General features: G+C 71.7%; 21 protein-coding genes. 12 read left to right on the top strand and 9 right to left on the bottom strand.

The features are described 5' to 3' along the window. Window positions 1-12: 12 nt before the first annotated feature. Window positions 13-861: a LysR family transcriptional regulator gene (locus AB0O28_RS35745; RefSeq protein WP_363647015.1), complete on the bottom strand. Its 849-nt coding sequence runs from the start codon at window positions 859-861 to the stop codon at window positions 13-15. Window positions 862-1,023: 162 nt separating this feature from the next. Here AB0O28_RS35745 and AB0O28_RS35750 point away from each other — a divergent pair, with 162 nt between their 5' ends. Beyond that, complete coding sequence (locus AB0O28_RS35750) at window positions 1,024-1,749, top strand: SDR family oxidoreductase (protein WP_363647016.1); 726 nt, start codon at window positions 1,024-1,026, stop codon at window positions 1,747-1,749. Window positions 1,750-2,000: 251 nt separating this feature from the next. Further along, on the top strand, window positions 2,001-2,333 hold the full coding sequence (locus tag AB0O28_RS35755; protein WP_363647017.1) for a TraR/DksA family transcriptional regulator: 333 nt from the start codon (window positions 2,001-2,003) through the stop codon (window positions 2,331-2,333). A gap of 32 nt (window positions 2,334-2,365) precedes the next feature. On the opposite strand, the gene AB0O28_RS35760 is transcribed toward AB0O28_RS35755, so the two are convergent. Then, window positions 2,366-3,106 (bottom strand): methyltransferase domain-containing protein, encoded by a 741-nt coding sequence (locus tag AB0O28_RS35760; RefSeq protein WP_363647018.1) that lies wholly within the window; start codon window positions 3,104-3,106, stop codon window positions 2,366-2,368. 162 nt (window positions 3,107-3,268) lie between these two features. Here AB0O28_RS35760 and AB0O28_RS35765 point away from each other — a divergent pair, with 162 nt between their 5' ends. The 8 genes from AB0O28_RS35765 (at window position 3,269) to AB0O28_RS35800 (ending at window position 11,058) form a co-directional block, all read left to right on the top strand. Next, on the top strand, window positions 3,269-3,997 hold the full coding sequence (locus tag AB0O28_RS35765) for a sigma-70 family RNA polymerase sigma factor (protein WP_363647070.1): 729 nt from the start codon (window positions 3,269-3,271) through the stop codon (window positions 3,995-3,997). Further along, entirely contained in the window at window positions 3,994-4,260 is a 267-nt protein-coding gene (rsrA, locus tag AB0O28_RS35770) for a mycothiol system anti-sigma-R factor (protein WP_363647019.1), read from the top strand. The genes AB0O28_RS35765 and rsrA overlap by 4 nt, the downstream gene beginning before the upstream one ends. A gap of 196 nt (window positions 4,261-4,456) precedes the next feature. Next, window positions 4,457-5,374: an NAD-dependent epimerase/dehydratase family protein gene (locus AB0O28_RS35775; RefSeq protein WP_363647020.1), complete on the top strand. Its 918-nt coding sequence runs from the start codon at window positions 4,457-4,459 to the stop codon at window positions 5,372-5,374. Window positions 5,375-5,419: 45 nt separating this feature from the next. Next, window positions 5,420-6,352, top strand: coding sequence for a hypothetical protein (locus AB0O28_RS35780; RefSeq protein ID WP_363647021.1), 933 nt, complete (start codon window positions 5,420-5,422; stop codon window positions 6,350-6,352). A 352-nt stretch (window positions 6,353-6,704) separates the two neighbouring features. Then, on the top strand, window positions 6,705-8,060 hold the full coding sequence (locus AB0O28_RS35785; protein ID WP_363647022.1) for an HD-GYP domain-containing protein: 1,356 nt from the start codon (window positions 6,705-6,707) through the stop codon (window positions 8,058-8,060). Beyond that, window positions 8,057-9,346: an HD domain-containing phosphohydrolase gene (locus AB0O28_RS35790; RefSeq protein WP_363647023.1), complete on the top strand. Its 1,290-nt coding sequence runs from the start codon at window positions 8,057-8,059 to the stop codon at window positions 9,344-9,346. The genes AB0O28_RS35785 and AB0O28_RS35790 overlap by 4 nt, the downstream gene beginning before the upstream one ends. A gap of 133 nt (window positions 9,347-9,479) precedes the next feature. Further along, window positions 9,480-10,814, top strand: coding sequence for a biotin carboxylase N-terminal domain-containing protein (locus tag AB0O28_RS35795; RefSeq protein WP_363647024.1), 1,335 nt, complete (start codon window positions 9,480-9,482; stop codon window positions 10,812-10,814). Window positions 10,815-10,845: 31 nt separating this feature from the next. After that, on the top strand, window positions 10,846-11,058 hold the full coding sequence (locus tag AB0O28_RS35800) for a biotin/lipoyl-binding carrier protein (protein ID WP_363647025.1): 213 nt from the start codon (window positions 10,846-10,848) through the stop codon (window positions 11,056-11,058). 44 nt (window positions 11,059-11,102) lie between these two features. On the opposite strand, the gene AB0O28_RS35805 is transcribed toward AB0O28_RS35800, so the two are convergent. Continuing rightward, window positions 11,103-11,480, bottom strand: coding sequence for a hotdog domain-containing protein (locus AB0O28_RS35805; RefSeq protein WP_363647026.1), 378 nt, complete (start codon window positions 11,478-11,480; stop codon window positions 11,103-11,105). Between the two features lie 486 nt (window positions 11,481-11,966). On the opposite strand from AB0O28_RS35805, the gene AB0O28_RS35810 reads away from it, so the two are divergent. Further along, window positions 11,967-13,676, top strand: coding sequence for a protein kinase (locus tag AB0O28_RS35810; RefSeq protein WP_363647027.1), 1,710 nt, complete (start codon window positions 11,967-11,969; stop codon window positions 13,674-13,676). Window positions 13,677-13,724: 48 nt separating this feature from the next. Here the strand turns inward: AB0O28_RS35810 and AB0O28_RS35815 are convergent, their stop codons facing one another. From AB0O28_RS35815 to AB0O28_RS35835, 5 genes are all read right to left on the bottom strand, one after another. Continuing rightward, window positions 13,725-15,371 (bottom strand): acetolactate synthase, encoded by a 1,647-nt coding sequence (locus AB0O28_RS35815; protein ID WP_363647028.1) that lies wholly within the window; start codon window positions 15,369-15,371, stop codon window positions 13,725-13,727. A gap of 157 nt (window positions 15,372-15,528) precedes the next feature. Next, entirely contained in the window at window positions 15,529-16,527 is a 999-nt protein-coding gene (bioB, locus tag AB0O28_RS35820; RefSeq protein WP_363647029.1) for a biotin synthase BioB, read from the bottom strand. Window positions 16,528-16,561: 34 nt separating this feature from the next. Continuing rightward, window positions 16,562-17,284: a dethiobiotin synthase gene (gene bioD / locus AB0O28_RS35825; protein ID WP_363647030.1), complete on the bottom strand. Its 723-nt coding sequence runs from the start codon at window positions 17,282-17,284 to the stop codon at window positions 16,562-16,564. Between the two features lie 300 nt (window positions 17,285-17,584). Next, on the bottom strand, window positions 17,585-18,313 hold the full coding sequence (locus AB0O28_RS35830) for a GntR family transcriptional regulator (RefSeq protein WP_363647031.1): 729 nt from the start codon (window positions 18,311-18,313) through the stop codon (window positions 17,585-17,587). A gap of 10 nt (window positions 18,314-18,323) precedes the next feature. Next, the gene (locus AB0O28_RS35835; protein WP_363647032.1) at window positions 18,324-19,484 is read right to left on the bottom strand and encodes an 8-amino-7-oxononanoate synthase; all 1,161 of its coding nucleotides are present in this window, start codon (window positions 19,482-19,484) and stop codon (window positions 18,324-18,326) included. Window positions 19,485-19,564: 80 nt separating this feature from the next. Here AB0O28_RS35835 and AB0O28_RS35840 point away from each other — a divergent pair, with 80 nt between their 5' ends. Beyond that, window positions 19,565-21,028, top strand: coding sequence for a PAS domain-containing sensor histidine kinase (locus AB0O28_RS35840; protein WP_363647033.1), 1,464 nt, complete (start codon window positions 19,565-19,567; stop codon window positions 21,026-21,028). Window positions 21,029-21,287: 259 nt separating this feature from the next. Here the strand turns inward: AB0O28_RS35840 and AB0O28_RS35845 are convergent, their stop codons facing one another. Further along, entirely contained in the window at window positions 21,288-21,542 is a 255-nt protein-coding gene (locus AB0O28_RS35845; RefSeq protein WP_363647034.1) for a WhiB family transcriptional regulator, read from the bottom strand. Window positions 21,543-21,630: the final 88 nt, after the last annotated feature.

Below are 21,630 nucleotides of genomic sequence, written 5' to 3' on the forward strand. Positions count from 1 at the left end.
GTCGCGGCTCGTCTACAGGCGGGTCGCGGCCCGGACCAGCCCGGCGAGGGCCAGGGACCGGCTGTGCGGCGGCCACGCGATCACCGTCGTCACGGCCGGCGCGTCGAGCACCGGCACGGCGGCGAGGTCGCGGCGCAGGTGGACCCGGCACGACTCCGGCAGGATCGCCGACGCGCGGCCGAGCGCGATCAGCTGAAGCAGTTGCGCGTGGTCCCGGACCTGCGGCCCGGGACCGTCCGGGTACGTGCCGTCGGACGAGGGCCAGCGCGGCATCGGCAGGCCGGGCAGCGCGGCGACGTCGGCCATCCGCAGGTGGGCCCGGCGGGCGAGAGGGTGCCCGGCCGGCAGGACCACGACCTGCCCCTCCGTGCGCAGTTCCTCGGTGTCGAGCCCCGTCGTCGAGTCGAACGGCAGGTGCAGCAGCGCCACGTCCGCCCGTCCGTCGCGCAGCAGGCGCTCCTGCTCGCCGACCCCGCACAGGAGCACGTCGACGGTGACCGCGCCGGGTTCGGCGGCGTACGCGTCGAGCAGCTTCGGCAGCAGCTCTCCGGCCGCTCCGGCCTTCGTGACGAGGACCAGCGCGGGACGACCGGTCGAGGCGAGGGCGGCGCGGCGGGTTCTGCGGTCGGCGGCGTCGACCGCGTCGAGAGCCGCCCTGCCCTCGACCAGCAGCACCGACCCGGCCTCGGTCAGCGTGACGCTGCGGCTGGTGCGCTCCAGCAGCGTCACCCCGAGCCGCCGTTCGAGCTGCCGGATCGCCCGCGACAGCGGTGGCTGCGCGATGCCGAGCCGCTGCGCGGCCCGCCCGAAGTGCAACTCCTCCGCGACGGCGACGAAATACCGCAGCTCCCGCGTCTCCATGCCCGTCAGCGTACGACGCGACGGCCGCGCGCGGGGACGAGAGCCGGCGGTGGGGCGAGGGCCCGGTGAGAACGCCGATGACCTGGACCGATATCCGGGAGGTATCGCCACCCACCCAGACGGTGTTGGAAGCCTCGCCGGGCGGGCGCACAGGATGAGCGCATGAACGAACAGACGACCGCACTGGTCACCGGTGGGAACAAGGGAATCGGATACGAGATCGCGGCGGGTCTGGGCGCCCTCGGCTGGAGCGTCGGCGTCGGCGCCCGGGACGAGGAGCGCCGGGAGGCCGCGGTCGAGAAGCTGCGCGCGGCAGGCGTCGACGCGTTCGGCGTGCCGCTCGACGTGACGGACGACGCGAGCGTGGCCGCCGCCGCAGGGCTGATCGAGGAGCGCGCCGGACGCCTCGACGTGCTCGTCAACAACGCCGGGATAACCGGCGGCGCGGCACAGATGCCCACCACGGCCGACCTCGATGCGGTGCGGGCGGCCGTGGAGACCAACGTGATCGGCGTCATCCGCGTCACCAACGCGATGCTGCCGTTGCTGCGCCGCTCGGCGTCGCCGCGGATCGTGAACATGTCCAGCACCGTCGCTTCACTCACCCGGCAGACCACTCCCGGCGCCGAGACGGGCCCGATCGCCGTCGCCTACGCGCCGTCGAAGACGTTCCTCAACGCCGTCACCGTGCAGTACGCCAAGGAGTTGCGCGACACGAACATCCTGATCAACGCCGGCTGCCCCGGTTACTGCGCGACCGACCTCAACGGGTTCCGGGGCGTCCGTACGCCCGAACAGGGCGCGGCGATCGCGATCCGGCTGGCGACCCTGCCCGACGACGGCCCGACCGGCGGATTCTTCGAGGACGCCGGAGTGGTGCCCTGGTGACGCGGGCGCTGCCCGCTCCAGGCGGGACGCGCCGCCGCGCGGAGGTATCGGCGGTGGATCGGCGGCGGATCGACGAAGGGCCGGACGCACCGGCGTGCCCGCCACGCGCCTCGTCAGAACCGGTGTAAGCGGCGCGCGAAGTGGGCATTCGTTCGGGAAAGCGGTCGCACGGACGGTGCACGACCGCTGACCGACCAGGAGACCGGGGGCTTCTGGCCGGATGACTCCCCCACTCCCGGAGGTGCGGATCCGTGGACGTCGCGACCGCGCGTATGCGCCTGGAAAGCATGCTCGCAGAGCTCGACCGGTCGATCAGAGTGCTGCGGGGGGATCCGGTCGACGGGCACGACGGGTCCCTCGCCGACGCGGGCGCCCATCTCACCGACGCCGACCGGACCCGCGCCATGCTCGACGCGGCCTCGCGGCAGCGTACGGCCGTGCTGGCGGCGCTGAAGCGGCTGGACGACGGCGGGTACGGCCGCTGCGTCGACTGCGGCACGCTCGTTCCCGAGGGAAGGCTGGAGGCCCGCCCCGAGGCGGCTCGCTGCGTGCAGTGCCAGTCGCGGGCCGAGCGCCGCCGCTGAGGACCCGCCCCCGGCGGCGTTCGAGAGAGCGTTCACAACGGCTTGCGGGCGCTCGCCACCAGGTGGATGCCGACGGTGTCGTCGCCGTCGGCCTCGCTCTCGAGCTCGGTGCGGACCAGCCAGGACAACGACTTGCTCTCCGTGCTGAGCACGTGGTCGACGGTGGAGGGGGACAGCACCGTACGCGGGCGCACCCACTCCACCTCCAGGCCGGCGCCGGTGATCAGCTCGCGTACCTGCTGACTGGTGAAGCAGCGGGTGATGCTGCCGTCCGGCCAGGGGATGAGCATGACCTCGCCCGTCTGGCACAGGTGCGCCCAGTAGTTCTGCTCGGCCAGGATCGCCATCCCGAGGACCAGCGAGTCGACGCACAGCAGCGCCCGCCCGCCGGGCCGCAGCACCCGGGCCACGTCCTCCACGACGGACTCGGCCATGATCTCGACCGACAGCACGCGCTCCTCGGCGATGACGCCGTCCACGGAGCCGTCGGGCAGGAACCCGAGGTTGTCGGCGCGCACCTTCTGTATGCGGTCGGAGGCGTCGCGCAACCACGGTTCCGCCGGCCTGCGGAAGTCCATGACCTCGATCACGCGGTGGCCGGCGCGCGCCGCCTGGGCCGGCCACCGCCCCCGTCCGCCGGACAGGTCCAGCAGCAGGGAAGGGCGGGCGGGCAGCCACTGACGCAGCTGTTCGGCGACGACCGCGTGATAGAAGGTCCAGTACGGCCCGAGTGTGCCCGAGCCGTTGAGTTCGTTGGCCGGTATAGGCAGCACGAGCGGCTCCTGGACTCTGGCTGCCCCACGTATGGGTGTGAGACAGCGAAACTCGGTTTCCGGGCTACCAAGCCGGTGCTTGCTTTTTTCCCCGCACCGGGTCGTTCGTCACCTCAATCTGCACCGGGAACAGACTCTACGCCCGCCCTGTTGCAGTTGGGCATGAAGACGTTGGTGCTGCCAGAAGGCCTCGACGGGCTGGACGTTGCCGGGCCGGTATCCTCGGCTGGGTACGGTGTCCTTAAGGGGGTGGGTCCGGTCTCCAAGACAGCCGAGGAGACTCTGGAGCAGCGCAGCCAGCGGTTCGAGCGCGACGTCATGCCGTTTCTCGACCAGCTGTACTCGGCCGCGCTCCGGATGACCCGAAACGCAGCGGATGCGGAGGATCTCCTTCAGGAGACCTTCGCCAAGGCCTTCGCTTCCTTCCACCAGTTCCAGGAGGGGACGAACCTCAAGGCCTGGCTCTACCGCATTCTCACCAACACCTTCATCAACAGCTACCGGAAGAAGCAGCGGGAGCCCAAGCAGGCGGGCACCGAGGAGATCGAGGACTGGCAGCTCGCGCGGGCGGAGTCGCACACGTCCAGCGGGCTGAAGTCGGCCGAGATCGAGGCACTCGAGCACCTTCCCGACAGCGACGTGAAGGACGCTCTCGCCGCGCTCCCCGAGGAGTTCCGCATCGCCGTCTATCTGGCCGATGTGGAGGGCTTCCCGTACAAGGAGATCGCCGACATCATGGGCACGCCCATCGGGACCGTGATGTCGCGCCTTCACCGTGGCCGCCGGCAGCTGCGCAACCAGCTCGAGGACTACGCGCGCGAGCGCGGTCTCGTGCGGCCCGACTCCCGCGGCGCGGGTCTCGGCGGGACGCTTGGCGAGGAGGAGCGATGAGCTGCGGGCAACACCACGACACCCCGTGTGACGAGGTGCTCGAACGGGTGTACACCTACCTGGACGGCGAGCTGGACAACGAACGCATCGCCAAGATCAGGAAGCACCTCGACGAGTGCGGCCCCTGCCTGGAGGAGTACGGCCTCGAGGAGGCCGTCAAGCGGCTCGTGGCCAAACACTGCGGATGCGACCCCGTCCCGCAGGACCTGCGCGCCAAGGTGCTCAGCCGGATCGAGCAGGTACGCGCGGAGATGGCCGACTAGGGAGTACCCCCGGGGATGACGGCCGGGGCGGTCCGGGCCCTCGCCGCGCTCCGTCCCCGTGCTCTGCGCCCCTGCTTCGTGCCCGCGCTCTGTGTCCGTGGCGGGGGTGAGGCGCCCCGCGTGCCGAGACGTGATCGGGCCGGACCGGGGCGACGCTCGTTAGGATCTTCCGTTACAGGCCGGGAAGGGCGGGGACATGCGGGCACTGGTCACGGGCGGGGCGGGGTTCATCGGATCCACCCTCGTCGAGCGGTTGTTGGCGGACGGCCACGAGGTCGCGGTGGTGGACGACCTGTCGTCCGGGCACGTGCGCGACCCCGAGGTCCCCCTGCACGTCATGGATGTGCGTGACCCCGCCCTCGCGGAGCTCGCCGGGCGCTGGCGTCCGGAGGTCGTCTGTCACCTCGCCGCGCAGATCAGCGTGCGCAGGAGCGTCGCCGACCCGTTGACCGACGCCAGGATCAACGTCGAGGGCACGGTGAACGTCCTCGAGGCCGCCCGCCGCGCCGGGGCACGCAAGGTCGTCTACGCGTCCTCCGTGGCCGTCTACGGCAGGCCGGCCGTGATCCCGGTCCCGGGTGACGCCCCCACCGATCCCCGCTCGCCGTACGCCGCGTCCAAGCTCGGCGGCGAGCTGTACCTCGCCACCTATCGGGCGCTGTACGGGCTCGAATACACCACGCTCGTGCTGTCGAACGTCTACGGCCCGCGCCAGTCGCCGGAGGGCGAGGCCGGGGTGGTCGCCATCTTCACCGACGCCCTGCTGACCGGAAAGCCCACGGTCGTGTACGGCGACGGCGCCCACACGCGTGACTACGTCTTCGTCGAGGACGTGGTGGACGGCTTCGCCCGCGCCTGCGGGCCGCGGGGCGACGGCCGCCGCTTCAACCTCGGCACCGGCGTGCAGACCACCGACCGTGAGCTGCACACCCTGGTCGCCGCCGCCGCCGGAGCGCCCGACGAGCCGCGCTTCGAGCCCCCTCGCATGGGTGACCTCCCCGCGATGGCCGTCGACCCCGCTCCGGCGTACGAGGCCCTCGGCTGGCGCCCGCGGCACGACCTGCCCACCGGCCTCAAGGCCACGGTCGAATGGGCCCGCCGGGCGCTCGTCTGATCGGTTCCGCTGAACCGGACGGCCGGGTCGGCACGTCTCAGCGATGTGACACGTTCACAGTGGGCCCTCGCCGCCGTCGTCGCCGTCGTCATGGCCGTGGCCGTGTGCGGGGGAGTCGCACTGGCCCGGCACGCGGGCCGGTCGAGCGCGGTACCGGACGCCTGCCCGCGGCACTGGGAGGACGAGGGCATCGGCGGGTGGGTGCCGGCCGGCCCGGACGTGGACGGCGCGGACGAGTCGCTGGTGCCCGGCTCGCCGGTACGGGCGCTGATCTGCGCCTACCCCGGCGTCAACACGGATCCGGGCGGCGAGCGGCTGGGCGGGTCGCGGACGCTGACGGACCAGGCGGCGGCGATGGCCCGCGACCTCGCGTACCTGCCGGTCACCACCGGCGAGGTCGAGCACGTCTGCACCCTGGCGGGCGGGCCGATGACGAACTACCTGGTGCGCTTCGCGTACGCCGACGGCTCGGCGCTGTGGGTGGGCAGCGCCGAGGAGGTGAACTCCTGCGTCACGACGACCAACGGCGAGGCCCGGACCAGCTCGTACGTCGGGACGGCCCTGACCGCCGCCTATCGGGGAGGCACGTGGAGGATGCCGCGGCCGGACGACCCCTGCCGGGGCGGAGGGGACCGGCGGGGGCAGGAGGACGCCATGGTGCCGGAGGAGCCGGATTGGGTTCTCGTGTGCCTGGACGGGGGCGAGAAGTGGCCGCCCAGGCGCGAGCACGGCGCGGCGGCGGCCCGAAGGCTCGCCGCGGTGCTCGACGACCTCGACACCGTGCCGAGCGGGCACGGGTGCCAGGGGGGAGGCCCGGAGGCGGACGACCGCGAGTACCGGCTCGTCTTCGGGTACGCCGAGGGACCGCCCGCCGGCGTTCGGGTGGCGTACGGCTGCACGCCGGGCGTCGACAACGGGATGCTCCAGGCCGACGTGGGCGACGACGTCCGCCGGCTGATGGCACGGCTCACACCGTGAGAAGGCCGTCGGATGGACGTCACGGCCGTCACGAGGTGGGGAGAAGGCGCCGACAAACCGGTGCAATTGCACGCGGCGTGATTGCTTGGTTACGGTTTGGCTGCGATGGTCGCGACATCCCGGAGGGCGCGCCGGCCCTTCTGTAGCCTGAGTGCGACATCGACGTGGAGGCGGCGCAATGCTAGGGAAGACCGTCGTCAGGCTGATAGTGGCGCTGGCGCTGCTCACTCCGGTGGTCGCTCTGGCCGGTCTCGCGGCCGGCACCCCGGGGATCTCCTGGACGTAGTCACTGCCCGTGGGCCGGTCCGGCAGGGTCGGCCCACGGGTCCGATCCGCATTCAAGGTGGCCGCAATGCGGGAACTTCCGTGGCCCGCCAGGGTCTACTTCGTCGCACTCGTCGGAACCGCCGGCTTCGTGATCGCGCGCGGTCTGCTCGCGCATCGCGGGCTCGCGGCGGAGGACTGGTCCACGCTTCTCGTCCTGGCGCTGCTCTTCCTGCTCTGCGAGTCGGTGCCGACGCTGCTCAACGTGCCGCACGTCGCCGTGTCGGTGAGTTTCTCCGCCGCCCTGGCCGCCGTGGTGCTCGTCGGCCCGGAGGGCGCCGCCCTGGTCGGACTGGCCGCGGTCGTCAGCGTGCGCCCCGGCCTGCCGGTGGTGAAGCGGCTGTTCAACGGCGCGCAGTACGCCCTGTGCGGCTACGCCGCGGGGTGGGCCTACCAGAGCGCCGGAGGACGGGCCGCGCTGCCCGAGCCGGCCGACTTCCCCGGCATCCTCGTGCCGTACGCCGCGGCGACCGGGGTCTTCGTGGCCGTCAACTTCGCGCTGACCGCGGTCATCCTGCGCCTCGCGTCCGCGGTGCACAGGGACGAGGTCTCGCTCCGCGCGATGATGCAGTTCCTGAGCTCCTACGTCGGCTTCGCCACCTTCGGCCTGCTGATCGCGGCCCTGTGGTCGACGGTGCAGTCGATCTCGGCCGTGCTCGTGCTGCTGCCGCTGTTCGTGGCCCGGTGGGCGCTGGGGCACTACCACGCCGAGCAGCGCGCGTACGACGCGACCATCGCGGCGCTGTGCCAGGCGGTGGAGACGAAGGACTACTACACGCGCGGACACTGCACGCGGGTCTCCGCCGCATCTTCCATGATCGCCGAGGAGATCGGCATGGGCACGGAGCGGCTGCGTGCGATCAGGTACGCCGGAATGCTCCACGACGTGGGCAAACTCGGCGTGCCGACCAAGGTGCTGCAGAAGGACGGGCGCCTGACCGAGGAGGAGTACGCCGCGATCCAGCTCCACCCGATGCGCGGACTGGAAATCGTGCGGGGCATCGACTTCCTCGACGAGGCGTTCGCCGGGATCATGCACCACCACGAACGACATGACGGCAAGGGGTACCCGATGGGGCTGGCCGGGCCGGAGATCCCGGAGTTCGCCCGGATCATCGCGGTGGCCGACGCGTTCGACTCCATGACCTCCGACCGCTCCTACCGCAAGGCCAAGCCGATCGAGGTCGCGGTGGCCGAGCTGCGCAAGAACGCGGGCACGCAGTTCGACCCCGACATGGTCTGCGCGTTCGTCAAGGCGCTCGACCGGCACGGCTGGGACCTGGCCCAGCCGGTGCCCGTCCCGCCGGACGACGCGGCCGTGGAGACCACGGTCAAGGACCACGACGACCCGACGACGCCCATCCAGGTGGTGTCGGAGCGATGAGGGAGCGTCGGCTGACGGCCAGGCCGGTGGGGCTCGACTCGGGCCAGCTCCTGCTCATCTGCGCCGCCGGGATGCTGACCGTGGCGGGGATCGCCCACACCGCGGCCGTGGGGCTGACCGACCCGCGGGTCGCCATCGGGTTCGGCGCGCTCATCGCCGCCGGTGAGCTGGCCCGCCTCACGATGCCCGGCAACCGCGAGGTCGCCCCGATCTCCACCGCCGCCTCCCTCGGGTACGCCCTGCTGCTCGACGTGGGCGGACGGCCGGCGCACCATTCGGCCCTGCAGGTCGTGGCGGTCATGTCGGTCGGCATGATCGCCGGTGGGCTGCCCCACCTGGCGGTCGGCCGGCCGCCGCGTCTCGACGCGATGGCCCGGAGGTTGCTCGCCGGGTCGCTGCTCGCCTTCGCCTACCGGCCGCTCACCGGTCCGCTCGGCGACATCGCGCGCGACGCGGGAGACCGGCACGGCAACTGGTGGCCGGCGCTCGGCGTCATGGCGGTGCTTGTCGCGATCATGCTCGCGGCCGACGTGGTGATCGCGGCCATGCTCCGGGCCGACCAGGTCAGGACCGCGTTCGGCGTCGCCGTACGGGACGAGATCAGGATGGGCGCGCCGCTCGGCGCCGCCGTGGCGGCGTCGGGCATCCTGCTCACGCTCGCCTCGCACAGCATGGACATGACCGCACTGCCCGCGTTCGCCGCGCCGCTGCTCGTCACGCAGGTGGCGTTCCGCAAATACGCCGGCATCCGGGCGACCTACCTGCAGACCGTGCGCGCGCTGAGCCGGGTCACCGAGGTCGGCGGGTACGTCGAGCCCGGCCACTCGCGTCGCGTCAGCCAGTTGTCGGTCGCCATCGGCCGGGAGCTGGGCATGGCGGAGCCGCAGCTGCTGGAGCTGGAGTACGCCGCGCTCATGCACGACATCGGGCAGCTCTCGCTGCGCGATCCGATCCCCGGCGGCGCGACCGTGCTGGCCGCCCCCGCGCAGGCGCGGCGGATCGCGGAGCTGGGGGCCGAGGTGATCAGGAAGACCGGAGTCCTCCACGGCGTCGCCGAGATCGTCAGGCGGCAGTGCGACACGCTCGGCGACTCACCGCCGATGGCCAGCCGCATCATCAAGGCCGCCAACGCCTACGACGACCTCGTGGGCGGCTCGACCGACAGGGACCGGGTGGCGGCGGCCCTGGAGCGGCTGCGCCTCGACGGCGGCTCGGCCTACGATCCGGGAGTGGTGGAGGCGTTGGCGCGCGTCGTGGACCGCCTCGTGCTCGTCACACGCTTGTAGCAGACGTAGCATCGCGACGTCTGTAACGCCACGCCGGAACAGCCGTTATTGTGGCGACCCTACAGATTCAGCCCCCGCGTTCAGTCGGAACGGTCGGCAGGCCGGAGCGGGGGATCACCTTAGAGTTGGCTGCGTGTTCGACTCAGTTCTCGTCGCCAATCGTGGTGAAATCGCCCGCCGGATCATCCGTACGGTGCGGAGCATGGGGCTGCGCGCGGTCGCGGTCCATTCGGAGGCGGACGCCGACCTGCCGTTCGTGTGCGAGGCCGACGACGCCGTGCTCCTCGGCCCCGCGAGCCCGGCCCAGAGCTATCTCGACATCGACAAGGTCCTCCAGGCCGCCCGTACGACGGGAGCCCGGGCGGTCCACCCCGGCTACGGCTTCCTCGCGGAGAACGCCGCGTTCGCCCGCGCGGTGATCGACGCCGGTCTCGTCTGGATCGGACCGGACCCCAAGGCCATCGAGCAGATGGGCGACAAGATCAACGCCCGCAACCTGATGGAGGCGGCGGGCGTGCCGGTCGCCGCCGGGACCAGGGAGCCGGTGTCCGACCTCGCCCAGGCGGAACGGGCCGCCAGGGAGATCGGATATCCCGTGATGGTGAAGGCGGCGGGAGGGGGCGGCGGCATCGGCATGGGCGTGGCGCGCGACGACGCGTCGCTGGCCAAGGCGTTCGAGCAGGCGTGCCGGGCGGCCGCCCGATTCGGCGGCGAGCCGGCCATCCTGCTGGAGCGCTACATCGAGCGGGCCAGGCACGTCGAGGTGCAGATCCTCGGCCTCGCCGACGGCACCGTTGTCGCCCTGGGCGAGCGGGACTGCTCGGTCCAGCGGCGCCACCAGAAGGTCGTGGAGGAGAGCCCGTCTCCCGGCGTGACCCCGGAGTTGCGCGAGCGGATGCTCACCGCGGCAGTACGGGCCGGAGAGGCCGTGGCCTACCGCGGCGCGGGCACGGTGGAGTGCCTGGTGGACGCCGACGCCCAGGACTTCGTCTTCCTCGAGATGAACACCCGCCTCCAGGTGGAGCACCCCGTCACCGAGCTCGTCACCGGCCTCGACCTCGTGGAGCACCAGATCCGCATCGCCGCCGGTGAGACCTACACAGTCGAGCCGCGGGTGAGCGGGCACGCGATCGAGTTCCGTGTCTACGCCGAGGACCCCCGCAGGTTCCTGCCCGGGCCTGGCAAGATCGGTGTGTGGGAGGAGCCGGTGGGCGAGGGGGTGCGCATCGATTCGGGATACACGGCGGGCAACACGGTCACGCCGTTCTACGATCCCCTGATGGCCAAGCTCTGCGTCGTCGGCGCCACCCGCGAGGAGGCGTTGCAGCGGGGTCGCGAGGCCGTCGCGGCGTTCCGCGTCGAGGGCCCCAAGAACAACCTGCCGTTCTGCGCCGAGCTGCTTGACCACCCCGAGTTCGTGAGCGGGGACTACGACACCGGGCTGATCTCCCGGATGAGAACAGCCTGATTTGCTGGATTACGTTGAGGGGAGTTGCCGGGTGGCCGAGGTGCGCGCCGAAATGGTGGCGAACGTCTGGAAGATCGTCGTTAGCGAGGGTGATGTCGTCGACGAGGGCGACACGCTCGTGATCCTGGAGTCGATGAAGATGGAGATCCCGGTTCTCGCCGAGGATGCCGGAACCATCGCCAAGCTTCAGGTGAAGGAGGGCGACGTCGTCCAGGAGGGAGACGTGATCGCCGTCATCGAGTAGGGGCGCCGTCAGAGGAGGAAACCGCCGGTCGTCCGGCGGGGCGTTCAGAGACGGGACAGGAACCGGTCCCGGTCGACGACGACCCGCTCGATCGTGCCCGTGGCGACCAGCGCGCCGGTCTTGTCGACGGCCCTGACGGAGAAAACCAGACGCCTGCCGTCCACCTCCGTGAGCTCGACGCGGATCTCGACGTGCATCCCGACCGGGCTGGGCAGGCGATGCTCGATCAGCACCCTGGTCCCCACCGTGGTCTGCCCGGGCTCCAGGTGCGGCTGGACGGCCTTGACCGTCGCTCCCTCGGCGAACGCCAGCAGTCGCGGCGTGCCGAGCACCGGCACGTCGCCGCTGCCGACCCGGATCGCCGTGTCCCCGCGCTCCACCATGATGAGGACCTCGGCGCGCAGACCTGGAGCAACACTCATGCGGGTCAGCCTATTGGGTGGTGATTCCCCGATACTCCCGGCCGACAGGCAACTAAAAGGGGCGTTGAAGCGTCTTAATCGGCAGCGGGGGCTTCCGTCATGCTTTTCGGGCGACGGAGGCGGGCAGCGGTTAGGGTGGTCATCTGTGGACTTCTACTGCGATCACTGCGGCCATTCGGCCGGAGACGGTGATCACGCGGCCTGCCTGGCCGCCAGGGTGATGGAGCCACCGCGTTACTGCCCGCACTGCCGCCGCCGAATGATCGTCCAGGTCACGCCCAGGCACTGGACGGCTCGGTGCTCGGTGCACGGTAGTACGGGCGGATAACAGGTAGGCTCGACGTCCGACCCCCGAGCCTGGATCCCTTGGTCTTACAGGGTTCCGTGATCTTGTCGTTATCTACCCGCGACACGAACCTGCTTTGTTGGACACCTTCGGGGGTCGAGTGACTTAGGGGGTACGGGGCGCAGATGGTGGCCCAAGGCATGACCCTGGCTGGGCGTTACCGGTTGGACGCCCGGCTCGGCGCCGGGGGCATGGGCGAGGTATGGCGAGGCGAGGACACCGTCCTCGCACGCACCGTCGCCGTGAAGGTGCTTCTTCCCGGTCGCCTCGACGACCCCGGATTCGCCGTCCGCTTCCAGGGCGAGGCCCGGGCGATGGCGACCGTCAACCACCCCGGCGTCGTCGACGTCTACGACTACGGGGTCACCGAGGTCCCCGGTGACGGCTCCACCGCGTACCTCGTTATGCGGTTCGTCGACGGAGAGCCCCTCGACCGCCTGCTGACCCGCCTCGGGCGCATCGGTGCCGAGCCCGCGATGGAGCTCATCGCGCAGGCCGCCTCCGCGCTCCAGGCCGTGCACGAGCGAGGCATCGTGCACCGGGACGTCAAGCCGGGCAACCTGCTGGTGCGTTCCGACGGCACGCTGGTGCTCACCGACTTCGGCATCGCCCGTGCCGACCAGGGCAGCCGTCTCACCGACGCGGGCATGGTGCTCGGCACCGCCGCCTACTGCGCGCCGGAGCAGGCCGAAGGCGCTCCGGTCACTCCCGCCGTCGACATCTACGCCCTGGGCGTGGTGGCGTACGAGTGCCTGGCCGGGCAGCGTCCCTTCGACGGCGACTCCCCGGTGACGATCGCGCTCAAACACATCCGCGAGGAGCCGCCGCCGCTGCCGCCGGACGTGCCGCCCGCCGTCCGGGCCATCGTCGAGCGGGCCATGTCGAAAGACCCGGCGCGCCGCTGGCCGTCCGCCGCGGCGATGAGCCAGGCGGCCCGGCAGTCGGTGCTGCCCCATTCCGCCGGGATGCACGCCGCCGGTATGCAGGGCGCCGCGGCCCCGGATGCCATGCCCGTATACGGCCCGCAGGGCCTGGCGGCGGCCCCGGTCGCCGACATGGGTGCGGGGGCCCCGCAGCTTCCCGCCGGCCCGGCCACCCAGGCGGGCGGTCCCTACGCCGGCGTGCCGGAGGCCCTCCCGTCCACCGGCCACACCTACCGCGTCACCCGCGAGTCGTGGGACGACGCCCCCGCCGTGCCTCCGACGACCGTCGGCACGCCGCAGCAGGGCGCCCGTACGGCCCGGCGCGCGGCGCAGCGGGCCAAGAAGGGCCGGGGGGTGCCGGTCGTCGCGGCCGGGGTGGCGGGGGTCGCCGTCGTGGGCGGTCTGGCCGTGCTCGGCATCAACATGGCCTCGGCCGGATCTACGACGCCCGAGTCGCCCGCTCCGTCCTTGACGCTGGAGACCACCGACCCGCCGAGGCCGTCGCCGACGCGGACCGCCACACGGCACTCACCCAAGCCCACCACGCAGCTCCCCGTGGAACAACCCAGCCCGCCCAGGAAGAAGCCGAGCCCCACGCCGAGCCCGACTCCCAGCCCGACACCGAGCCCCTCCGCCTCCCCGACGCCCTCGCCCAGCCCGACCAAGGGCATGGTCAAGGTGCCGCAGCTACAGGACCTCCCGGAGAGCTCCGCGCTGGCGCGGCTCAACATGCTGGGTCTCACCCCGAAACCCGTCTACGACGGCGAGGGACAGTGCAAGGGGACGGTCGTCAGCCAGAAACCGGCGTTCGACACGCTCGTGAAGGAGGGCACGACGGTCACGTTCACCGTGAAGAAGGACTGTCCTCCTCCCTCGCCGAGTCCGTCGCCCAGCTCTGTCGCGAGCCGCAGCCCCGCGGCAGGCTGAGGCCCGAGGAGCCCCGCGAGACGGACGTACGCGGGGCTCCGCCGGAGGTCACACTCCGGTCGTGTTGCGCGGGTAGGCGATCGCCGGGTCGGTGGCGATGTTCACCAGGTAGGGCACGCCGGAGTCGAAGGCGCGCCGCAGCGCGGGGCCGATCTCGCCGGGCGACGTGACGAGCTCCCCGCCGCCGCCGAGCGCGGTGACGACCTGGTCGTAGCGGCACTGCGGCTGAAGCTCGGCCGCCACGTCGTAGCCGTACAGCATCTGCATGGGGTGTTTCTCCAGGCCCCACATGCCGTTGTTGCCGCAGATCATGACGACCGGCAGACGGTGGCGGACCAGCGTGTCGACGTCCATCAGCGAAAAGCCCGCCGCGCCGTCGCCGAGCAGCAGCACGACCTGGGACGACGGTCTCGCCAGCCGTGCCGCGATGGAGTAGCCGAGCCCGGTGCCGAGGCAGCCGTACGGGCCGGGGTCGAGCCAGCTGCCCGGCCGGCGCGGCTCGACGTACTTGCCGGCGTAGGAGACGAAGTCGCCGCCGTCGCCGATGACGACCGCGTCGTCGGCCAGCACCTTGTTGAGCTCGCCGTAGATGCGCATCGGGTGGATCGGGTCGGCGTCCGACTCCAGCATGGCCGCGTCCTGCGCGATCGCCGCCGTCGTGGCCTCGCTCAGCCTGCTGACCCACGGCTCGTACGCCTTGGGGTTCACCCCGGCGGTCCCGCACGCCGCCGACAGGCCCCAGAAGACGACCGACAGGTCGCCGGCGGCCGAGCCGGACAGGCCGGTGTGGATGGCGAGCTGGGAGGGCGCGTCGGCGATGTGGACGACCCTGGCGAGGGGCGCGCCCTCCTTGCCGCCGAACCAGCCGTACGCGAGCCGGAAGTCGAGCGGGGTGCCGACCACGATGACGAGGTCGGCCTGACTGAAGGCGACGCCCCGGGCACGGGTGACGAGCAGCTCGTGCCCGGCGGGCAGGATGCCCCGGCCCTGGCCGTTGGGGACGACGGGCAGGCGCCACTCCTCGGCGAAGTCCCGCGCGGCCTCCTCGGCGCGCTCCATCCAGACGTCCGAGCCCAGCACCAGCACCGGGCGCTCTGCCTCGGCGAGCAGCCGCGCGATGCCGGCGAGGGCCTCGGGATCGGGCTCCAGCGGTGACGGGGTCAGCGTCTCCGAGACGTACTCGGGCGACGGGGAGAACAGGTCGTCCATGTAGACGTCGAGGAACACCGGGCCGCGATGCGGGGCCAGGGCGGTCCGAAAGGCCATCTCGACGTCCTGCCCGATGGAGTCCGCGCCCGAACCGGTGAAGGCGAGCTTGGTGATGGGCTCGAACAGCGGCGGATGGTCCATCTCCTGCAGGGCGCCGGAGCCCCAGCGTGAGCGCGGAGCGCGCCCGCCGAGCACGACGACCGGGGAACCGTTGAAGTGGGCGGTGGCGACCCCCGAGACGCCGTTGGTGACGCCGGGGCCGGCGGTGAGCACGGCGAGGCCGGGCCTGCGGGTCAGCCGGGCCGTCGCCTCGGCCGCGAACACCGCGCTCTGCTCGTGGCGCACGTCGAGAATGCGCATGTTCTGATGGACGGCCCCGTCGTACAGGGGGAAGACGTGCCCACCGGAGAGCGTGAACATGGTGTCCACGCCGTAGGCCTGGGAGACGGCGACCGCGATGTCGCCTGCGTGTTTGGGGGACTCCATAGGGTGAAACCTACCAGTCGGTCAGTAACCGGAACAGATGGGCGGCCAATGCCCTCCAGCCACAGGAGAACGTCGGTCACCTCCGCTGATGCCCGGTGTCGTCGCGGCTACTCCGCCCCCGCGGACTGGGATTCCAGCCGACCGCCCGCCGGCGGCCTCAGAGGGTCTGCGAGAGCGCCTTGATGGGCATCTTGAGGTCGGCCAGCAGCTCCAGATCGCGCTCGGGCGCCCGGCCCAGGGTGGTCAGGTAGTTGCCGACGATGATCGCGTTCACACCGCCCAGCATGCCGTCCCTCGTGCCGAGGTCGCCCAGGGTCAGCTCGCGGCCCCCGGCGTACCGCAGGATCGTCCGCGGCAGGGCGAGGCGGAACGCGGCGATCGTCTTCAGCGCCTCGGCGCCCTCGACGAGCGGCCGGCCGGCGAGCGGAGTGCCCGGGCGGGGGTTGAGGAAGTTGAGCGGCACCTCGTCCGGCTCCAGCTCGCCCAGCTGGGCGGCGAACTCGGCCCGCTGCTCCGGGGTCTCGCCCATGCCGACGATGCCGCCGCAGCACAGCTCCATGCCCGCCTCCCGGACCATGAGGCAGGTGTCCCAGCGTTCCTCCCAGGTGTGCGTGGTGACGACGCGGGGGAAGTGCGACCGGGCGGTCTCCAGATTGTGGTTGTAGCGGTGGACCCCCATCTCGGCCAGTTCGTCCACCTGCGTCTGCGTGAGCATGCCGAGCGAGCAGGCCACATTGATGCCGACCGCCTCCCGGATCGCCCGCACGCCCTCGCGGACCTGGTCCATCAGCCGCCGGTCCGGCCCGCGTACGGCCGCCACGATGCAGAACTCCGTCGCCCCGGTCGCCGCCGTCTCGGCGGCCGCCCGGACGAGCGAGGGGATGTCGAGCCAGGCCGCCCGGACCGGGGAGGAGAACTGCCCGGACTGTGAGCAGAAGTGGCAGTCCTCCGGGCAGCCGCCGGTCTTGAGCGAGACGATCCCCTCCACCTCGACCTCGGGACCGCACCACCTCATCCGCACCTCGTGCGCCAGCGCGAGCAGGTCGGGCAGGCGCTCGTCCGGCAGGGTCAGGCACTCCAGCACCTGGGCCGCGTCGAGCCCCGTTCCCTCATCCAGGACCTGAACGCGGGCGATATCCAGGATGGCGGTCGTCATTCGGCACCTTCCGTGTTCTCTCAGTTGCGGCCCGTTACAAGGGCAGCTTAAGGGTCGTGCGGAATCTCGCCGGGTCGAACATGCCGCCGAGCGTGGGAGCGAGCCCGGCGCGGGCGGCGCGGGCGAACGCGTCCCTGCGGAGCGCCCCGGCGCCCTCGGGGAGCGCGCCCGACAGCGGCCGGGCGGCCAGCATCTCCAGGTCGGCGACGTTCGACCGCTCCGCGAGCCCGGGATCGGCCGGCCAGGAGCCGATCACCACGCCCGCCAGGTCGAGGCCCCGGCCCGCCGCGACTTCGAGCGTCAGCGCCGTGTGGTTGAGCGTCCCCAGCGCGGCGCGCGCCACCACGAGGACCGGGGCGTGCAGCCGCCGTGCCAGGTCCGCGAGCGTGCCGCCCTCCTCGTCGTAGCGGACCAGCAGGCCTCCGGCCCCCTCGACGAGCACCAGCCGGTGCGACTCGGCCAGCTCCCCGATCCGGGCCGCCGCCGACGCGAGCGACAGCGGCGGCATGCCGGAGACACGGGCCGCGGCGGCGGGGGAGAGAGGGTCGGGATACCGCGTCATCTCGAAGGTCGTCGTCACCCCCGACAGGCGGATCACCTCGTCGAGGTCCCCGCGCTCTCCCACGGCCACTCCGGTCTGCGCGGGCTTCACCACCGCGACGGTCGCGCCACGCTCCCTGGCCAGGGCGGCGAGCGCGGCCGTCACCACCGTCTTGCCGACCCCGGTGTCCGTCCCGGTCACCACGAGAATGCTCACTGTGTTACCCGCTTCGCTTTCGGGGCGCTCGATTCCGCCGGGTCGTGCCGGAGGCGCGCCATGGGCACTTCCCTCGTCGTTCGGGAGTTCGTTCCTCACTCCCTCTCTCCTCAGTCCAGATCGGCGGCGCGCCCCTCGGCTCGCTCTGTGTTTCCCGCTTCGCTTTCGGGGCGCTCGATTGCGCCGGGTCGTGCCGGAGGCGCGCCATGGGCACTTCCCTCGTAGCGCTCTGGTCGCTTCGCTCCCGCGCGCTCCTCAGTCCAGATCGGCGGCGCGCCCCTCGGCTCGCTCGGATTCTCCTCAGGGACGGCGGAGGCGGGTGACGAATTTGTAGCGGTCGCCGCGGTAGAGGGACTGGGCGTACTCGACGGGGTTGCCGTCGGCGTCGAAGGCGTGCCGGGTCAGCAGCAGCATGGGCAGGCCGACGTCCACCCCGAGCACCTGCGCGTCGTACGGCGTGGCGAGCACGGTCTCGATGACCTCCTCCGCGTCGGTCAGCCGTACGTTGTAGGCGTTGTGCAGGGTTTCGTACAGCGAGGAGTGCACCTCCAGCTCGCGCCGCAGGCGGGGGAAGCGGCGGGCGGACAGATGCGTGGTGTCGATGGACATCGGCTCGCCGTTGGCCAGGCGCAGGCGGTGGATCCGCAGGACCCGGCTGCCGGGGTTGATGGCCAGCCGCCGGCCGAGGGCCTCGTCGGCCGTGATGTAGCTGATGTCGAGGATTTTGGTGTCCGGCTCCAGGCCGACCGTGCGCAGGTCACCCGTGTACGAGGTGAGCTGGAGGACCTGGGCGACCTTGGGCTGGGCGACGAATGTGCCCTTGCCCTGGATGCGCAGCAGCCTCCCTTCGACCACGAGCTCCGACAACGCCTGCCGGACCGTCGTCCGAGAGGTCTCGAAGCGTACGGCCAGGGTGCGCTCGGGAGGGAGCGCACTGCCGGCGGGCATACTCTTGGTGAGCTCCAGAAGATTGCGCTTCACGTCGTAGTACTTGGGAACCCGGGGAGTATCCTCGCTGTGCTGCGTCACCTGTCCACCTTCAACTCGGCCGCATCGTCAACGCGGGCCACGACGCCAACTCGGCCACAGCGGTGAGCGCCCCCCGGACCACCGCGAGATCATCGGACCTCAAATCGGCCCTTGCGGTCAACCGCAGACAGGACCCGCCCTGAGGCACCGACGGTGGCCGGAAGCATCCCACGCGGACCCCGAGTTCCGCACACAGAGCTCCCGCCGACACGGCGAGCCGCGGCGAACCGAGCACGACCGGCACCACGGCGGCCGCCGGATCGGTCGTCTCCAGGCCGAGCTCGCGGGCCAGTGCGGTCAGCTCCCGGGCTCGCTGCCGGGCACGTCCGGGCAGGTCAGCGGTGCTTTCCAGGATATCGACGGCGGCCAGGGCGGCGCCGGCGCACGCCGGTGCGAGGCCGGTGTCGAAGATGAACGGCCGCCCGGTGTCCACGAGCGTGTCGATCACTTCGGGCGCGCCCAGCACGGCGCCGCCCTGAGCGCCGAGCGACTTCGACAGCGTGATCGTTGTCACAATGTCCGGACATCCGGCGAGGCCCGCCGCGTGCACCGCGCCCCTGCCGTGGTCGCCCACCACGCCGAGCGCGTGGGCCTCGTCCACCACGAGGAGCGCGCCGTGCCGAACGACCGCCTCGTACAGGGCGCGCAGCGGCGCGAGATCGCCGTCGACGGAGAAGACGGCGTCGGTGACGACGAGAGCGTGCTCCTCGACACGCTCGGCCAGGGCCCTGTCCACGGCCTCCACGTCCGCGTGCGGCGTGACCACCACCCGCGACCGCGACAGCCGGCAGGCGTCCACGATCGAGGCGTGGTTGCCCGCGTCGGAGACGATCAGGCCGCCCCGGCCGAGGGCGGCGACCGCGGCGAGGTTGGCGAGATACCCCGAGGAGAACACCAGGCCCCGGGCCGCCCCGGCGAACGCGGCGAGCCGATCCTCCAGATCGGCGTGGAGCCGGGTGGAGCCGGTGACCAGCCGCGAACCCGTCGACCCCGCCCCCCACTCCCGGGTGGCCCGTACGGCCGCCTCGACGAGCCGCTCGTCCCGGGAGAGCCCAAGGTAGTCGTTGGACGCCAGGTCGAGCAGGCCGTCATGGCCGGGCGTGCGCGGGCGGAGGGCGCGCCGCAGGCCCGCCGCCTCCCGCTCGGCGGCGGCCGCGCGCAGTCTGTCCATCGGCCCTGTCATGAGGTGCATCTTGCCAGGTGGCGATGGTCGATTCGCTTTCGACCCGGACGGCGTCGCATCATGCACTCGTGCCGACTCTCAGCGACCTGGTGTCGCGCCACACCGCGCTCGATCCCGCCGACCTCGACTGGATCCACTCGCTGGTCTCCGACTGGCAGCTGCTCGCCGACCTGTCGTTCGCCGATCTCATCCTGTGGGTTCCCGGCCAGGGCGGCACGAGGTGGGTGGCGGTGGCCCAGATGCGGCCCACGACCGGCCCCACCGTCTACCACGACGACGTCGTGGGCGTGTCCATCGCCATGGGGGAGCGACCGCTGATCGACGTGGCCTGGGCCGAGCACCGCATCTGCAGGGAGGGCGACCCCGACTGGTCCAGCGGCGTGCCGGTGCGCGAGGAGACGATCCCGGTGCGGCGAGGCAAGGGCGGCCCGATCATCGGGGTCATCCAGCGCTCGACCAACCTGTCGTCGGCGCGTACGCCGTCCCGCCTGGAGCTGACCTACCTGCAGAGCGCGTCCGACCTGGCGCAGATGGTCGCCGAGGGCAGGTTCCCCTTCGCGGAGGAGGAGCCGATCCTGGTCAGGTCGCCCCGGGTGGGCGACGGCCTGCTCCGCCTGGACAAGGCCGGCCGGGTCACCTACGCCTCGCCCAACGCGCTGTCGGCCTACCGGAGACTGGGCCTGCACGCCGACCTCGTGGGGGCGGACCTCGGGAAGACGACCGCCGACCTGTGCTACTCCGACGAGCCGATCAACGAGGACCTGATGGTCGTCGCCAGCGGGCGGGCCCCTCGGGAGACCGAGGTGGAGAACGGCGGCACGGTCGTGCAGCTACGAGCCATCCCGTTGATCGTCGCGGGGGGCCGCATCGGCGCGCTGGTGCTGATCCGCGACGTGACGGAGCTGCGGCGGCGCGAGCGGGAGCTGCTCACCAAGGACGCGACGATCCGCGAGATCCACCACAGGGTCAAGAACAACCTGCAGACCGTGGCCGCGCTGCTACGGCTGCAGGCGCGCCGGCTGAACAACCCGGAGGGCCAGGAGGCGCTGAACGAGGCCGTACGGCGGGTCGGCTCGATCGCGATCGTTCACGAGATCCTCGCCCAGATGCCGGAGGAGATGGTCGAGTTCGACGACATCGCCGACCGGGTCATCGCGATGACGGCGGAGGTGGCGCTCGCGCAGGTGATGATCAAGCGGGTCGGCAGCTTCGGCGTGCTGCCCGCGGCGGTCGCGACCCCCATCGCCATGGTGCTGACCGAGTTGCTGCAGAACGCGGTCGAGCACGGGTTCGCCCACTGCTCCGGAAACGTGCAGGTCGTCGTCTCCCGGACCGCCGACCGGCTGGAAATCACGGTCGCCGACGACGGCAGGGGCCTGCCCGAGGACTTCGACCTCGACGCCACCGGGAGCCTTGGGCTCCAGATCGTCCGTACGCTGGTGGTCGGCGAACTGTCCGGCCGCCTGGGCGTGGCCACGAGAGAGGGCGGGGGCACCGAGGTCAGCCTCAGCATCCCGGTCCAGCCGGGCTGATTCCCCGCCCGGTTCGGGCGGGAGAGGCATCCCCGCCGGCCCTCAGGTGGGAGACGTCAACCCTTGGGCGGGATGCGTCAGAGGGGGTCCGCTGTGCGGGACCTGTGTGGGGGATGCCATAGTGGACGCGATGCCTTGGTGGAACAGACGGTCCTACGGGCGGGAGGCTGCGCGGTCGTCCCGGCCGGGCCCGCGTGCCCCGCGATTCGGTGAATGCCAAGGCGGGCATTCACCGAAGGCGTTCGCGTGCGGCGGGGAGTCAGACGGCGGCGCGGGCGCGGGCGCGAGCGGTACGGCGCTTGAGAGCACGGCGCTCATCCTCGCTGAGCCCGCCCCAGACTCCGGCGTCCTGGCCGGATTCGAGGGCCCACTTGAGACAGGACTCGACGACCGTGCATTGCCGACATACCTGCTTGGCCTCTTCGATCTGCATGAGCGCCGGACCAGTGTTCCCGATCGGGAAGAACAGCTCGGGGTCCACGTCACGGCAGGCAGCGCGGTGGCGCCAGTCCATGCGTTCCACTCCTTCGTAAGGCGGAGCCTCCGCGGCTCCTCTGGCCGTCAACTTTGTGAACTCTTTCACTAGCTGCTGCGGACGATTG

The organism is Microbispora sp. NPDC088329 (genome assembly GCF_040685655.1).
In the GTDB taxonomy this organism is placed as follows: domain Bacteria; phylum Actinomycetota; class Actinomycetes; order Streptosporangiales; family Streptosporangiaceae; genus Microbispora.

What these genes read in the sequence shown, in the direction of transcription:
- AB0O28_RS35810 (WP_363647027.1), top strand. Translation starts at nt 11,967, where the DNA reads ATGACCCTGGCTGGGCGTTACCGGTTGGACGCCCGGCTCGGCGCCGGG.
- AB0O28_RS35790 (WP_363647023.1), top strand. Translation starts at nt 8,057, where the DNA reads ATGAGGGAGCGTCGGCTGACGGCCAGGCCGGTGGGGCTCGACTCGGGC.
- bioB (WP_363647029.1), bottom strand. Translation starts at nt 16,527, where the DNA reads ATGACGACCGCCATCCTGGATATCGCCCGCGTTCAGGTCCTGGATGAG.
- AB0O28_RS35775 (WP_363647020.1), top strand. Translation starts at nt 4,457, where the DNA reads ATGCGGGCACTGGTCACGGGCGGGGCGGGGTTCATCGGATCCACCCTC.
- AB0O28_RS35845 (WP_363647034.1), bottom strand. Translation starts at nt 21,542, where the DNA reads ATGGACTGGCGCCACCGCGCTGCCTGCCGTGACGTGGACCCCGAGCTG.
- AB0O28_RS35750 (WP_363647016.1), top strand. Translation starts at nt 1,024, where the DNA reads ATGAACGAACAGACGACCGCACTGGTCACCGGTGGGAACAAGGGAATC.
- AB0O28_RS35815 (WP_363647028.1), bottom strand. Translation starts at nt 15,371, where the DNA reads ATGGAGTCCCCCAAACACGCAGGCGACATCGCGGTCGCCGTCTCCCAG.
- AB0O28_RS35745 (WP_363647015.1), bottom strand. Translation starts at nt 861, where the DNA reads ATGGAGACGCGGGAGCTGCGGTATTTCGTCGCCGTCGCGGAGGAGTTG.
- AB0O28_RS35805 (WP_363647026.1), bottom strand. Translation starts at nt 11,480, where the DNA reads ATGAGTGTTGCTCCAGGTCTGCGCGCCGAGGTCCTCATCATGGTGGAG.
- rsrA (WP_363647019.1), top strand. Translation starts at nt 3,994, where the DNA reads ATGAGCTGCGGGCAACACCACGACACCCCGTGTGACGAGGTGCTCGAA.
- AB0O28_RS35765 (WP_363647070.1), top strand. Translation starts at nt 3,269, where the DNA reads ATGAAGACGTTGGTGCTGCCAGAAGGCCTCGACGGGCTGGACGTTGCC.
- AB0O28_RS35785 (WP_363647022.1), top strand. Translation starts at nt 6,705, where the DNA reads ATGCGGGAACTTCCGTGGCCCGCCAGGGTCTACTTCGTCGCACTCGTC.
- AB0O28_RS35835 (WP_363647032.1), bottom strand. Translation starts at nt 19,484, where the DNA reads ATGGACAGACTGCGCGCGGCCGCCGCCGAGCGGGAGGCGGCGGGCCTG.